This window comes from Sporomusa sp. KB1 (assembly GCF_007830295.1).
Lineage (GTDB): Bacteria > Bacillota > Negativicutes > Sporomusales > Sporomusaceae > Sporomusa.
In genome coordinates this window covers 4,930,007-4,944,789 of sequence record NZ_VLKC01000002.1, presented here as the reverse complement: position 1 = coordinate 4,944,789, position 14,783 = coordinate 4,930,007, and the positions used below count along the sequence as shown (strand labels likewise).

13 protein-coding genes are annotated in these 14,783 nt (G+C 45.2%); 10 read left to right on the top strand and 3 right to left on the bottom strand.

Annotation, left to right across the window (positions count from 1 at the left end; genetic code table 11):
- Positions 1-137: 137 nt before the first annotated feature.
- Both SALPA_RS26730 and SALPA_RS26725 read right to left on the bottom strand, forming a co-directional pair.
- The gene (locus SALPA_RS26730; protein WP_255451377.1) at positions 138-830 is read right to left on the bottom strand and encodes an LrgB family protein; all 693 of its coding nucleotides are present in this window, start codon (positions 828-830) and stop codon (positions 138-140) included.
- Positions 827-1,195: a CidA/LrgA family protein gene (locus SALPA_RS26725; protein WP_222428134.1), complete on the bottom strand. Its 369-nt coding sequence runs from the start codon at positions 1,193-1,195 to the stop codon at positions 827-829. Before SALPA_RS26725 ends, SALPA_RS26730 begins: the two co-directional genes overlap by 4 nt.
- Before the next feature lie 642 nt (positions 1,196-1,837).
- On the opposite strand from SALPA_RS26725, the gene SALPA_RS26720 reads away from it, so the two are divergent.
- Entirely contained in the window at positions 1,838-2,761 is a 924-nt protein-coding gene (locus SALPA_RS26720; protein WP_145101267.1) for a glycosyltransferase family 2 protein, read from the top strand.
- 205 nt (positions 2,762-2,966) lie between these two features.
- On the opposite strand, the gene SALPA_RS26715 is transcribed toward SALPA_RS26720, so the two are convergent.
- Positions 2,967-3,851, bottom strand: a complete 885-nt coding sequence (locus tag SALPA_RS26715) for a glycosyltransferase (protein ID WP_186451244.1) — start codon at positions 3,849-3,851, stop codon at positions 2,967-2,969.
- A 160-nt stretch (positions 3,852-4,011) separates the two neighbouring features.
- On the opposite strand from SALPA_RS26715, the gene SALPA_RS26710 reads away from it, so the two are divergent.
- The 9 genes from SALPA_RS26710 (at position 4,012) to pyrE (ending at position 14,397) form a co-directional block, all read left to right on the top strand.
- Positions 4,012-4,434 (top strand): C-GCAxxG-C-C family protein, encoded by a 423-nt coding sequence (locus SALPA_RS26710; RefSeq protein WP_145101263.1) that lies wholly within the window; start codon positions 4,012-4,014, stop codon positions 4,432-4,434.
- A 440-nt stretch (positions 4,435-4,874) separates the two neighbouring features.
- A complete protein-coding gene (locus SALPA_RS26705) occupies positions 4,875-5,831 on the top strand; it encodes an aspartate carbamoyltransferase catalytic subunit (RefSeq protein WP_145101261.1) in 957 nt (318 codons plus the stop codon).
- A complete protein-coding gene (locus SALPA_RS26700) occupies positions 5,815-7,104 on the top strand; it encodes a dihydroorotase (protein WP_145101258.1) in 1,290 nt (429 codons plus the stop codon). The genes SALPA_RS26705 and SALPA_RS26700 overlap by 17 nt, the downstream gene beginning before the upstream one ends.
- Positions 7,101-8,177, top strand: a complete 1,077-nt coding sequence (gene carA / locus SALPA_RS26695; RefSeq protein WP_145101256.1) for a glutamine-hydrolyzing carbamoyl-phosphate synthase small subunit — start codon at positions 7,101-7,103, stop codon at positions 8,175-8,177. Before SALPA_RS26700 ends, carA begins: the two co-directional genes overlap by 4 nt.
- A gap of 2 nt (positions 8,178-8,179) precedes the next feature.
- Positions 8,180-11,401: a carbamoyl-phosphate synthase large subunit gene (gene carB, locus SALPA_RS26690; protein WP_145101254.1), complete on the top strand. Its 3,222-nt coding sequence runs from the start codon at positions 8,180-8,182 to the stop codon at positions 11,399-11,401.
- A complete protein-coding gene (locus tag SALPA_RS26685; protein ID WP_145101252.1) occupies positions 11,394-12,161 on the top strand; it encodes a dihydroorotate dehydrogenase electron transfer subunit in 768 nt (255 codons plus the stop codon). Before carB ends, SALPA_RS26685 begins: the two co-directional genes overlap by 8 nt.
- Complete coding sequence (locus SALPA_RS26680; RefSeq protein ID WP_145101250.1) at positions 12,155-13,081, top strand: dihydroorotate dehydrogenase; 927 nt, start codon at positions 12,155-12,157, stop codon at positions 13,079-13,081. The genes SALPA_RS26685 and SALPA_RS26680 overlap by 7 nt, the downstream gene beginning before the upstream one ends.
- Before the next feature lie 24 nt (positions 13,082-13,105).
- Positions 13,106-13,825 carry an orotidine-5'-phosphate decarboxylase gene (pyrF, locus tag SALPA_RS26675; RefSeq protein WP_255451375.1) on the top strand — a complete coding sequence of 240 codons (720 nt, stop codon included), beginning with the start codon at positions 13,106-13,108 and terminating at the stop codon, positions 13,823-13,825.
- Positions 13,825-14,397: an orotate phosphoribosyltransferase gene (pyrE, locus tag SALPA_RS26670; protein WP_145101248.1), complete on the top strand. Its 573-nt coding sequence runs from the start codon at positions 13,825-13,827 to the stop codon at positions 14,395-14,397. The genes pyrF and pyrE overlap by 1 nt, the downstream gene beginning before the upstream one ends.
- Positions 14,398-14,783: the final 386 nt, after the last annotated feature.

The following is a 14,783-nucleotide window of genomic DNA, read 5'->3' as shown; positions in this document are numbered from 1 at the left end:
TACCACATGCATAGCATGTGGTATTCTGCTTACGCAATAAGGGACGTTTCTGTGCGCTTCTTGGCGCACAAGAACGTCCATCTGATTCTCTTGACCTTTCCTGCGGGCGCGTCGAATTGGTCTTATCCATAGTCTGATCACTGTACAAGCCAGGCAATAAGTACAGGCGCCAGCATCGAAGTAAACACCCCAGCCAGCGCCATGGCCACTCCGGCCATAGACCCCTGCTGCTCGCCTTCTAGGAGAGCCATTGCGGTCCCTTGGCCGTGCGATACTGTCCCCATGGCCAGCCCGCGGGCTACAGGATCATAGATCTTAAACCAGGAAAGCAGGGTTAACCCGATTACCGAGCCAAACGTTCCGGTAGCCACAACGAAAGCTACCGCCAACGCAGAATTGCCGCCTGCCAGTTGCGCCACTTCGACGGCAAACGGAATGGTTGAAGATTTCGGGATAATTGATACAATGATTTCTCTTGATAAGCCACCGGCCCTGGTAATAAACAGTACAGTTGCCATGGATACCAGCGTGCCGATACCAACCCCCATAAAAATTGCCGAACCGTATTGTTTCAATAAATGCCGGTTCCGGTACAGCGGCACGGCAAGAGCAACCGTAGCCGGTCCAAGTAAAAACGTCATCACGTCTTTTGCCGGAACGTAGGCTTGATAAGGCATTTTGCAGATAACCAAAACAGCGATAATAACCGCTGCACTCAGCAGGACGATATTAATGAGCGGATTATTGTATCTAAAATACAGGTACCGGCTCAACAGATAAACGGCAACCGTCATGATCACAAAAGCAAGCGTTAGAGCCGTGTCCATCATTGCCCCTCCTTGTGTAGCACCCGTGTAATTATACCTACCGTAAAGAACGGTAAAACAGCTCCGGCTAGCAAAGCAGCCGCCAATACCACACCATGTTCATAAAACACGGCGCCCCAATCCATTAGACCGACAGCAACCGGGATAAAGAAAAACAACATATGCTTAAGTAAAAAATCGGCAGCCTCCTGAATATAGCTAAGTTTAAGAATGCCACACAACAAAAGCCCAAACAGCAGGATCATGCCAAATACCGTACCTGGGACAGGCAAACCGATTACGGCAGTAATTTGGTTGCCCAGCCAGTAGATAATCCATAGAAGCAAAACTTGTCCGCTCATCTTGAGTAGCTTTTTTAATACCATCATTTGTGCGCTCCCTACCTGATTTATATTACTCAGCGTATACGAAAATAGGCTACTCTGTCAATTCAAATAAGTAAACCACGCTACACGTCAAAAACTGGGCGGCAACGTGGTTTACTTATTTCTTTTAGGCCGTTTTTCTGTCTAGTTAATTGTAGCCGATCCACGCCGCTTAACAGTTCCAAGGCAGAAGCCATTAAAAGGTACTTACGTTAAGCAGGCAATCGATTAGTAGAAGGCGAGTCATCCCTTCTGCCCACTAAACACACACTAAAAAACATTTAATAAACACATATATTATATAATTTAAAAACACATATATAATATATAATATATAATAGGAAGGTGAATTCACCTTGCATAAACATTAGAAGAGTATTTAAAACTGAATACCCATACTCGGTACGTCCGCTAATCGAAGATGAAGGCAGTGGATGGTCGAGTTTCAAGGTTTAAAAGGATGTATCGGAACTGGGATTCGGTGAAGGGACAGGTTATCTGTCCCGAATAAAGATACAGTCTATACAAAGGCATTGCAATACGGCAATTAGTAAGAATGTAGTATCGAAAAGTAGATTAATAATATATAGGGGACAGCGAACCTGTCCCCTTGTCCCGTTCTATCGATAATATTGAGGTGATAATGTGAGAATCTCTGTAGCGATGTGTACTTATAATGGAGAAAAATATGTAAGCGAACAAATTAACAGTATTTTATCTCAAACCGTTCCAGCAGATGAAATAATCATTTGTGATGATAAATCAACCGATAATACACTAAATATTATTAAGAATAGTAACAGTTCGATAATAAAACTGCATCAAAATCCGGTTAACCTCGGTTATATACAAAATTTCACACAGGCCGTCAATATGTGTAACGGCGACATCATCTTTTTTTCTGATCAAGATGATGTTTGGCTACCTAATAAAATTGAGGAAATGGTTGCAGCATTTAATGCCGACCCTAATGCTTATATGATATTTTCAGATTCATATATTACTGATAAAAACCTAAATATTTTATGGGATTCGCTGTGGAATTATAAACATTTTGATTATAAAAAATTTAATGCAAATACTTATTTAACTTCCATTTTGGCGGTACATGGCTGTGCAATGGCAATTAGAAAAAGTGCTTTAGAATATACGGGTTCATTTCCTTCGTTTATTGGTCACGATACATGGCTAGCAACGGTTTTATCCTTAATGGGGCGCGCTAAACCTCTCAATAAAAAATTAAATTATTATCGTGCTCATGAAAATCAGCAGTCATTTCGTTATAAAAAGAAAAGAAGTTTTGTTCATTTAAGAAATAAAATTTTTGGAGAACATATTCGGTACTTTTCTTGGCAGTTAAAACTATTTTATGAATCTCAGAAACGTTTGAAAATGCTGCCGGACCAAACTCCCTATTTATTATTGAATGATTATATTCAACACATAGAAACCCGTTCTAACCTTCCGTCAAATAAATTAGACAGATGGATAGCAATCTATAAGGAAATGCCACGATATTTAAAATATAGCGCGCCACTTACCGCATTAAAAGACTCTTTAAATATATAAAGGAGATAATGCTTTAAACTTGTACGCCACTTATAAAGTCTCAACAAGAAGAAATAAATAGTAAAGTAAGTGACTAAAAAGTGCCTACGAAGGAAGTTGTGTTCGGAGAGAAGCCGGATAACACGGCTAAGACATGATCATTACGATTGTTTAATGTTGATTTTCTGGATTTTTTTATGCCAAATGTAATGGAAGACTAGTGTTGCTATGGTTTAAAATACATATCTATCAAGGTTTTATAGTTTAATGAATAGATTTCATTAGCCATGTTAAGGCTATCAAGAAAGTATTCGGTTTTTTTGCTCTTGTGCTCAAAACTCATTTCAGTAGCCTGATGTTCTTTGTGAAAGATGTAGGTGGTATGAACAAATTTTTTTACTAGACTCACTTTACCAGTCAGTATGGTAAGAATAGCCTCTTCATAGAAGAGAAAGGTACCCGGAAAAAGCCAAGGGTAATACTTAAAGTAATCTGTGGTAAGGAGAAAACAGGATCCATGTAATACTAAATTTGCCGAGGTGATACTTTTAAAGGCCAAATTATTGCGCGCAATTTTACCGTTTTTTTTCTTTTTTTCCCTAAAGATCTTTAGCCGTAGTCTTTTTAGGCTTTGATACAAACTACTTTGCTTAAGCCTTATACGCCAATAATACAAATGCTGTTGTAGGTTACCTCTGACCATTACCCTTGCCGGGTTTTGTTCATGTCCGTCAGCGGCTAAGATCCGTGGACCCAATACACCTACTCCCGGCTCATAGGCTCCCATTAGAGTAGTTATCATGTTGGGATCATTGAAGATGGTGTCATTATTCACAAGCAATACGAAGCTACACCCCAGAATATCTCTGGCATAGCGGATGCCTAAATTATTGCCTCTGGCAAAACCTGCGTTTTTATTATTCACTAATAAATGGATTCCAGCATTATTCCTGAACTTTTCTTCCAGCTTTGCTTTAGAATCATTGGTCGACCCATTATCCACAATAATTATTTCTTTTAGCGGGTACTGATCGATAGCGATACTCTTGATGCACTCAATGGTATCTTGATAGTTTAGGTAATTTAATACTATAATTGCAACTTTATCCATATGTTCCCCTAATCTGTAACAATCTACACTTCGTACCCTTTGCGCTCTTTGTGTCTTTTGTGGTTTAACAAACCCATTAAACATTGAGTTCAAATAGTAGCTTTATAACAAATATAGTAGCTTATTACTATTAGGAAATAATTTGGAGAGCGTGCTTAGAATGAAAAACTTAATAAATAATAGAGTACATGAATATTACTGGAACCAGAACCTTAATTGTGCGGTAACGACTATAAAAATTCTATCAGAATTGTATCCTATTGAGATTAACGCCCAAGTCATGGACGCTTCTACCGGAATGAATGGTGCGGGGAGATTTGGTTCTCAATGTGGCTTGGTTGAAGGGGTGTTAATGTTTATTGGTATCTACGGTATTCATAAGGGTATTCAAAAAGAAAAAATAATAGATTTATGTAATAATTTTTCTAAAGGCTTTCAGCAAAACTTTGGCAGTTTATTATGTAGAGAATTAAGACCACAAGGATTTAGTTCAAGCAATCCCCCGCATCTTTGCGAAGATATAACCAAGCGTGCTGTTTCTTATTCAGTAGAATTTATAGCAAAAAGCATAAACCTTTTGTAGGCTGGAAAGCCAAGAGAATAATGCAGTAAATAACGGGCCTTTTTCGGATGAAGGAGCGACTGTTGAAAATTTACATTCATTTATTCATGTTAGTGGTATGCTGGAGGTTGTGAATGAAGGATAAACGAAGTGGATGATACCCTCTTGACAAGCCTTGGCGAAATCTGTTATTATTATTGCTAATAAGAATATGGCCTTTAAGCTGGTCCTGTGAGGCTGGCAAGGGGACGGTAAGGATTATTTACGCCTTCTTGTGCGCTTTTCACGGCAAGAAGGCTTTTATTATATCTAACAAAAGCAAATACTATCCTTTAAAATGATCCTGAGAGGTCGGCAAGGATGTTGGTAGCTGTTTGTGCTTATTGGCATGGCTATAAAATAACTCCTTGCGCTATTCTGGCAAGGAGTTTGTTTTTTATAATACGAAGGGGGAGTGTGTAATGAGTAAAGCTCAAGTATCGCTCAGAAACAAAGATATCCTGGGTCTTGAAACGATGTCCGCCGATGAAATGGATTTGATTTTGGATACGGCGAAAGAAATGAAGAATATTATTGACAGGGATATTAAGAAAGCACCAACCTTACGCGGTAAAGCGATTGTGAATCTATTCTTTGAGAATAGCACCCGGACACGTACCTCGTTTGAATTGGCCGGTAAATATCTTGGAGCTGATGTAATTAACATTTCGACAAGCTCAAGCAGTGTAACTAAAGGTGAGAGCTTGCGCGACACTCTTCTTACCGTGGAAGCTATGGGCGTAGACATTATCGTTATGCGCCATGAGGCGGAAGGCTCATCGCAATATGCTGCCAATGCTGTAAAACCAGTTATCATCAATGCCGGTGACGGGGCGCATGAACACCCGACACAGGGGTTGCTGGATATGTTTTCGATTAAACAATACAAAGGAAAAATTGCTGGACTTAAAGTGGCGATTGTCGGCGATATCTTGCATAGCCGGGTGGCGCGCTCCAATATCTGGGGTCTGCAGAAAATGGGAGCCGAGGTTCATCTTGCCGGGCCGCAGACACTACTGCCACGTGATATAGAAAAAGTTGGTGTCAAGGTACACAACCGAGTCGAAGATGCTCTTGATCAGGCGGATGTCGTTAATGTACTGCGTATTCAGCGCGAACGGCAGAAAAAAGGGTTGTTTCCTTCGGCCCGGGAGTATGCTCGCCTGTTTGGTGTTAATGCCGACCGGTTAGCCTTAGCTAAACCTGATGCGCTCCTGATGCATCCCGGCCCGATGAACCGCGGTTTGGAAATTGCACCAGACATTGCCTATGGCGAACAATCGGCAATACAGGAACAGGTAAAAAATGGCCTGGCAGTCAGAATGGCGCTGTTATTTTTAGTTCTGATGGGAGGGACTCGCATTGAAACTGCTAATTAAAGGTGGACGAATCATAAATCCGGCTGAAAACATGGACACTATCGGTGATATCTTAATAGAAGCTGGCAAAATTGCCGCCATCGGTCAGAACCTGGATGCAGGCGAAGCCCAGGTAATTGATGCGGCGGGGTTAGTTGTCGCGCCAGGTCTTGTTGATATGCATGTCCACTTGCGGGAACCGGGGCTTGAGGCTAAAGAAGATATTGCTTCAGGTACACGGGCTGCAGCGGCAGGCGGGTTTACTACCATTGCCTGTATGCCAAACACCAAGCCTGTTGTGGATAGTTCGATTATCGTATCAGGGATCATGCACCGCGGACAAACCGAAGGTGTTGTCAATGTCAAGGTGATCGGTGCTCTCAGTAAAGGGTTAGAAGGCAAGGAACTGGCTGAAATCGGTGATATGATCCAGGCGGGAGCAGTAGCGATTTCAGACGACGGCGGGCATCTGGACAGCACCCGCTTACTGAAAACCGGGCTTGAATATACAGGGATGTTTGAACGCCCGGTCATCACCCACTCTGAAGATGAGGAGCTTGCCGGTGAAGGTTTTATGCATGAAGGTGCGGTATCGGCCATATTGGGAATCAAAGGCCGCCCGTCGGTTGCCGAAGATATTGCGGTAGCCAGAGATATTATGCTGGCCGAATATACGGGCGCTCCGCTCCACATCGCCCATGTCAGCAGTAAGGGAGCGGTTGAGCTTATCCGCAAGGCTAAAGAGCGTGGCGTAAAAGTAACAGCAGAAGCCACGCCTCATCACCTGACACTGACAGATGAAGAACTAAGAAGCTTTAACACTGCCTTTAAGGTAAATCCGCCGCTCCGCTCGGCTGATCATGTTGAGGCGCTGATTGCCGGCCTGAAAGATGGGACAATTGATGCCATCGCTACCGACCATGCTCCTCATGCCTTTGAAGAAAAAGATGTGGAATTTCGTTATGCTCCCAGTGGTTTTGCCGGTCTGGAAACAGCACTTGGTGTTATCCTTACAGGACTTTATCATACAGGCAAACTTTCACTAATGGAAGTAATTGAAAAGATGTCATTTGCACCAGCCAAAATTCTTGGAGTAGCAAGCGGGGCCCTAAAAGTAGGCGCTCCAGCCGATATTGCGATTATTGACACTGAATATAAATGGAGTGTAGACTGCATAAAATTTTATACTCGTGGTAAACATTCTCCATTTGAAGGCAGGAATTTAAAGGGTAAGTCGCTAATTACTATAGTGAACGGCAGTATAATTATGCAAAATGGCGAGGTGCTTAAATGAATGGCAAACTGATATTGGAAGACGGCAGCGTTTTCCAAGGGATGCTTGCTTCCGGTACTAACACAGTCGGGGAAGTAGTATTCAACACCGGTATGACCGGTTACCAGGAAGTATTAACAGATCCGTCCTACTGTGGACAAATTGTAACAATGACTTATCCGCTCATCGGGAATTACGGTGTAGCTGAACTTTTTGAACAAGGCCGGCAATCCTTCGTGCGCGGCTTTGTAATCAGTGAATTATGTGGCCGACCCAGCAGCTGGCAAGCGGAAGACTCCTTGGTTTCCTATCTTAAGGCAAGGAATATTCCCTGTATATATGGTGTTGATACCAGGGCAATTACCAGACGGATACGCGCGCATGGCACAATGAAAGGCGTTATCGTACCAGCAAGTGCCAAAGAGATCGAGATTGCCGAATTGTTTGCCACGCCACCATTTATTGAGGTAGTGGAAGAGGTTACAACTCCTAAAGCATATAGAATACCAGGCCAGGGAGCGCATGTTGCAGTTATGGATTTTGGAATTAAACGCAACATTTTAAACTCTATGGCCAAAGCTGGCTGCAATATAACCGTATTACCTGCCAATACACCGGCAGAGGAAGTACTAGCCCTCAATCCCGACGGTATCTTCCTGTCCAATGGACCTGGCGATCCGAAAGATGCGCCGGTGGAGACGGTGCGCCAACTGATCGGTAAAAAGCCGATATTTGGTATCTGCCTGGGCCATCAGCTCTTAGCGCTGGCATTAGGCGGCGATACGTATAAAATGAAGTTTGGTCATCGCGGATCGAATCACCCGGTTAAGGATTTGACTACCGGCCGTGTATATATTACTTCGCAAAATCATGGATATGCGATCGAAGAACAATCATTGGCCGGACTTGATGTGACAATAACTCACCGCGCAGTCAATGATAATACAATCGAAGGTTTGCGACATAACGGCCTGCCGGTATTTTCGGTCCAATATCACCCGGAAGCAGCCCCCGGTCCAGATGACAGTACCTATATGTTCGAAGAATTTATGAATTTACTCGACAAAACGCAGAGTAAGGCGAGGGGGAACTAACGGTGCCCAAAAAAGAACATTTAAAAAAGATTATGGTCATTGGTTCAGGCCCGATAGTCATCGGCCAAGCCGCTGAATTCGATTATGCCGGCACGCAGGCGTGCCGGGCGCTTAAAGAAGAAGGCTTTGAGGTTGTGCTGGTTAATAGTAATCCGGCTACCATTATGACTGATACCCATGTTGCCGACTGGGTATATATCGAACCGCTGACTCCGGAATATTTGGAAGAAATTATTGCCAAAGAACGTCCTGACGGCCTGTTAGCCACGTTAGGCGGTCAGGCAGGCCTCAATTTAGCCGTTAAACTTGCTGATAAAGGCGTACTGGAAAAGTATCAGGTAGAACTCTTGGGTACACCGCTGGAAGCCATCAAAAAGGCGGAAGACAGAGAACTGTTTAAGGCCACTATGGAAGAACTTGGTCAGCCTATTCCGGCCAGTACCATTGTCGAAGATATTGACAGTGCACTCAAATTTGCTGAGGAAATCGGTTATCCGCTCATTGTGCGTCCAGCATATACGATGGGCGGAACTGGCGGTGGCATTGCCCACAATGATGAGGAACTTATTGACACAGTTAACAGAGGCCTAAAATACAGTTTTATTGGTCAGGCACTGATTGAACGCAGTGTCGCCGGCTGGAAAGAAATCGAGTATGAGGTCATTCGTGACGCCGCTGACAATTGCATTACAGTGTGTAATATGGAAAACTTTGACCCTGTAGGCATTCATACCGGTGACAGTATTGTTGTAGCTCCGTCGCAGACGTTGACAGACTACGAATACCAGATGCTGAGAAGTGCATCGCTAAAAATCATTCGCGCTCTGGGGATTGAAGGCGGCTGTAACGTCCAGTACGCGCTTGACCCGAAAAGCAGTAACTACATTGTTATTGAAGTAAATCCCCGGGTCAGCCGTTCCAGTGCTCTGGCCTCAAAAGCTACTGGCTACCCGATTGCCAAAGTAGCTACTAAGATTGCTATCGGCTATAACTTAGACGAGATTACGAATGCTGTAACAGGTAAGACCAAGGCTTGCTTTGAACCGGCGCTTGACTATGTAGTCGTTAAATTCCCGCGTTGGCCGTTTGACAAGTTCAGTTTTGCTGATCGGATTCTTGGTACCCAGATGAAGGCTACCGGCGAGGTTATGTCCATTGATCGCAACTTTGAGGGCGCGCTCCTCAAAGCTGTGCGGTCGTTGGAGATTAGCTTAAATCGTCTGTATATCCCAGAGTTCGCCGCGTTGAGTGATAAGGAAGTAATCGAAAAACTTAAACTTGCCAATGATGAACGGTCGTTTATGATTGCCGAAGCCCTACGGCGTGGGGTTGCAGTAAACGAAATTCATGCCATAACCGCAATTGATACATTTTTCTTAGATAAGATTGAGAATATCGTGGCGATGGAACGGCAAATCAGCCAAGACCTGACCACTGACGTACTCTTGGCTGCCAAAAAAATGGGCTTTGCTGATAAGAGTATCGGCGAACTTGCAGGTAAAACAGTATATGAAATCCGGGAACTGCGCAAGCAGGCCAATATTGTGCCTTGTTACAAAATGGTTGACACTTGCGCCGCCGAGTTTGAGGCTGTTACTCCTTACTACTACTCCACTTATGCGCAAGAAGATGAAGTCGTAACAAGCGATAAACGCAAAGTCATGGTACTGGGATCAGGCCCTATTCGGATCGGTCAGGGCATAGAGTTCGATTATTGCTCAGTGCATTCAGTCTGGGCACTCAGAGAGCTGGGAATTGAATCCGTCATTGTCAATAACAACCCGGAAACTGTTTCTACCGACTTTGACACATCTGATCGCCTGTACTTTGAACCGCTTACCCCGGAAGATGTACTTAATATTATTGATAAAGAAAAACCTGAGGGTGTTATTGTCCAGTTCGGTGGCCAGACAGCCATCAATTTGGCTGGACCGTTGTCGCGGGCGGGGGTCAAGATTTTTGGCACAAGTGTGGAAGATATTGACCGGGCTGAAGACCGGGAAAAATTTGATGAATTACTCGGTCAGTTGAAAATCCCGCGTCCTAAAGGCGAAACCATCACCGATGCTTCTTTGGCTCCGCAGGCTGCCGCCCGTATTGGCTACCCTGTTGTTGTCCGGCCTTCCTATGTACTTGGCGGGCGGGCCATGGAGATTGTTTACAACGAAACCGAGTTAAAGGATTATATGGTGCGGGCCGTTAAAGCCTCACCAGAACATCCGGTTTTAGTTGACCGCTATATGCAAGGTACTGAGGTTGAGGTTGATGCCATATCAGATGGTAAGGATTTTGTCATCCCTGGCATTATGGAACATATCGAACGGGCCGGTGTACATTCTGGCGACAGTATCGCCGTCTATCCGCCGCAAACACTCTCCCAAAAGGTTATTGACACCATTGTTGAATACACGGGACTGCTGGCAAGGGGACTTACGGTAAAAGGTCTTATCAACATTCAATATGTAGTCATGGATGAAGAAGTATATGTAATCGAGGTAAACCCTCGTTCCAGTCGGACCATCCCTTACCTTAGCAAGATTACCGATGTGCCGATGGTGGATGTTGCTACCCGCGTAGCTCTTGGTGAAAGCTTGCAGGAAATGGGATATACAACAGGACTTCTGCCGGCGAAAGAATATGTTGCCGTAAAAGTGCCGGTATTCTCTTTTGCTAAAATGCAGCAGGTAGATATTTCCCTTGGACCGGAGATGAAGTCCACAGGTGAAGTATTAGGTATTGACTACAACTATTCCCGGGCACTGTATAAGGGAATTATCGGCGCCGGGATGAATGTGCCGCAAACCGGAACTATTCTTGTGACAGTCGCCGATAAAGACAAAGCAGAAGCAGGCGAGATTGCCAAAGAATTTGCCAAAATGGGCTATGAACTAATCGCCACCAGCGGCACGGCCAGTTACCTCAGTTCCTTAGGCTTGACTGTTGGTATGGTACCCAAACTTCATGAACAGCAGCCTCATATTATTGAGATGATTAAAGCGGGAAAAATTAATATGGTTATTAATACCCTGACTAAAGGACGGGATTTTGATAGTGATGGCTTCAAAATCAGAAGAGCCGCTGTCGAGCATTCCCTATTGTGCCTGACTTCGATGGATACAGCCAAAGCTGTTCTTGATGTACTTAGCATCATACGCCAAAGAAAGTTTCTCTATGTACTGGCACTGCAGGATTATGTAAGTGGAGGCGAAAGAAACTGTGACTAAAACCTGTGTGACTGCTCAGGTGATGAAACATACTGTCCTTGCCGGAGATGTATGGGAATTGGTAGTAGCTGCTGCCGGGATTGCCAGTATTACCAAACCAGGCCAGTTTGTCCATATTCGGCTGAACGACACCATTGACCCGCTGCTCCGGCGGCCGTTCAGCATAGCAGACTGTGACACGGTGAAAGGGACATTGACTTTTATTTATCGTGTTGTTGGTCGGGGTACGGCGCTCATGACTAAGCTTCAGCCAGGTGACACCATCAATTGCATGGGGCCGCTTGGCAATGGCTTTGCTGTAACTGCTAAGCGCCCCCTGCTTGTGGGGGGCGGTATGGGACTGGCACCGCTGCTGCTATTGGCCAGAGCTTTTTGTTCTCGCCCAGCCACCATCTTGATGGGGGGGCGTAATGAACAGGAGTTATTTTGGCCAAACCTATATGCCAGTGTATGTCAAAATATCCATATTACATCAGATGATGGCAGTATTGGTCACCATGGTTTTACCGTGGATCTACTGCCTGAACTACTGAAACAGGACAAGTTTGATACTATCTACGCCTGTGGGCCGCATGTTATGCTTGCGGGCGTGGCTGCGGCTGCGGCCCAGTATGATGTTCCTTGTCAGGTATCCCTGGAAGATTACATGGCTTGCGGCGTGGGGGCCTGTCTGTCCTGCACTTGTGAGAATACCAGCGGTAAACGGCACAAGGTTTGCACTGACGGTCCGGTGTTCTGGGCTCAGGAGGTGGTATGGTGAATACAGCGGAAGCAATGCTGGCGGTCAATATTGCCGGAATAAAAATGAAGACGCCGGTTATGACCGCGTCAGGCACGTTTGGCTTTGGTCTGGAATACAGCGACTTTGTTGATTTGAACAAAGTCGGCGCCATTGTCGTTAAGGGCACAACGCTGGCGCCTAAGGCGGGCAATAACGGGCGGCGCATAGCGGAAACACCGGCTGGGATGATGAACTGTATTGGACTGGAAAACCCTGGTGTTGACGAATTTATTACGAAGACCATGCCCCAATTAGCTGCCTACCAAGTACCGGTTATTGTCAATATTTCCGGTAATACGGTAGAAGACTATGGCGAGTTGGCAGCCAGGCTGGATCAGTCAGGGATTGCCGGATTAGAAGTTAATATTTCCTGCCCTAATGTAAAACAAGGCGGGATTGCCTTTGGAACTTGCCCGGAAAGTGCGTCTGAAGTAGTACGGGAAGTAAAGAAAAAAACAAGCTTGCCAGTAATTGTCAAGCTATCGCCTAATGTCACTGATGTTGTGCTCATGGCAAGAGCGGTAGAAGACGCCGGCGCAGATGCTATTTCACTCATTAATACCTTGCTGGGGATGGCGATTGATATCAAGACCTGGCAGCCTATTCTGGGCAACACAGTGGGCGGCTTATCCGGTCCGGCAATAAAGCCGGTTGCGGTGAGGATGGTATGGCAGGTAGCACAAGCCGTCAAAGTACCGATTATTGGTATGGGCGGCATTATGACTGCCGAAGATGCCATTGAATTTATCTTGGCCGGGGCCAGTGCTGTGGCTGTTGGTACAGCCAATTTTGTTAATCCTTATGTATCTGTGGAAGTGGCTGAAGGAATTAAAGAATATCTTACTAAACGTGGTTTAACTCAGATTGGTGACCTTGTCGGCAAGGTGAACTGCGGCTAAATCGCCTAAGATGGAGGATACAGAGTGGAACAAGTACGTAATCGATTAATTGTAGCCCTTGATTTTGCCTCAATGGCCGAAGTCAGGGAGCTTGTCGAAAGCTTAGGCGATGCCGTAAGCTACTATAAAGTAGGCATGCAGCTTTTCTATGCTGTTGGCATGGAATGTCTGACTTATTTGCGCGAGCAAGGCAAAGATGTTTTTCTGGATTTAAAAATGCACGATATCCCGAATACAGTGGCCCAGGGTGCGGCTTCGCTGACTCGATTAGGTGTGGCTATGATTAATGTTCAGGCATCAGGCGGGCCAGCCATGATGCGGGCGGCTGCCGGGCAGGTAGCTGAAACCGCGGCTAGTCTCAACATACCTCGGCCTAAGTTGATTGCCGTCACAGTGCTGACAAGTATGAATGACACCGAATGGGCTGCCCTGCGTTCGGCTACCAGTATTCCGGAACAAGTTGTGCATCTGGCCAAGCTGGCCCAGGAAGCGGGCTTGGACGGGGTGGTAGCATCACCGCAGGAAGCCGAGCGGATCAGAGAGGCCTGTGGTACAGATTTTGCCATTATTACACCTGGTGTTCGTCCCCAAGGCGCAGCCTTAAATGACCAAAGCCGGGTAGCTACCCCAGCTGATGCGCTGAAGGCAGGCGCTCATTATCTAGTAGTAGGCCGGCCGATTACCAAAGCTGAAAATCCGCGTGCGGCCGCGCTCTCAATTTTAGCAGAAATGAGGAACGCATAATGAACGAAGCAGAAGTTCGACAAATTTTTGTGGAAACAGGGGCTATCTTAGAAGGTCATTTTTTACTAACCTCCGGTTTGCATAGTCCGTTATATGTTGAAAAATTTCAGGTGCTACAGTACCCTAAACATACCGAAAAGCTCTGTGCAGCCATGGCGGAGCGCTTCGCCAACGACAATATTGAGCTTGTCATTGGCCCGGTAACTGGCGGTATTATTCTGGCCCATGAAGTGGGAAAACATCTCGGTACCCGCGCTATCTTCACTGAGCGCGAAAACGGTAAGATGACGCTCAGACGTGGTTTTGTTATTGAGAAAGGACAGCGGGTCCTAATTGTTGAAGATATTGTAACAACCGGCGGATCAGTAAAAGAGGTAGTTGATGTAGTGCGCGAACATGGTGGTGTTCCGGTAGCCGTTGGTATGCTGGTTGACCGTAGTGGCGGCAAGGCTGATTTTGGCATACCGGCCCAGGCACTATTACACTTAACTGTTCTTACCTACCAGAGTCAGGATTGCCCGCTATGCAAAGACGGCATTGCGATAACCAAACGCGGCAGTCGCAAGCTGTAAGTCACATGCCTCCAGATAGTCAAGGCTGTACCATTTCTTCGGACTTTTCATCCGCAGACTGTTAGACTAGTTAACTGTGTAGCAAAGCGTAGTATATTACGCGCTACACTTTGCTACACAGTGCTACAAAAACAGCAGTAACTTGATGGTGATAACGCAATGCTTAGAAATAATATAATATTGTGAAAAGGTCGAGAGGAAAGGGACCACATAACCCCCATGAGGAGGAGTTATGTGGTCCTTTGTTTGTTGGCATAAATCTTGCAAACATATTTAATATATAATACAGTAATTTTTCTGACCCTTAGGACATGTTGCAGGCAGTGCCAGTAGAAGGGAAGCTATCTGCGATTGTTATGAGACAGGCTTTTCCAGGCCATGTCTCG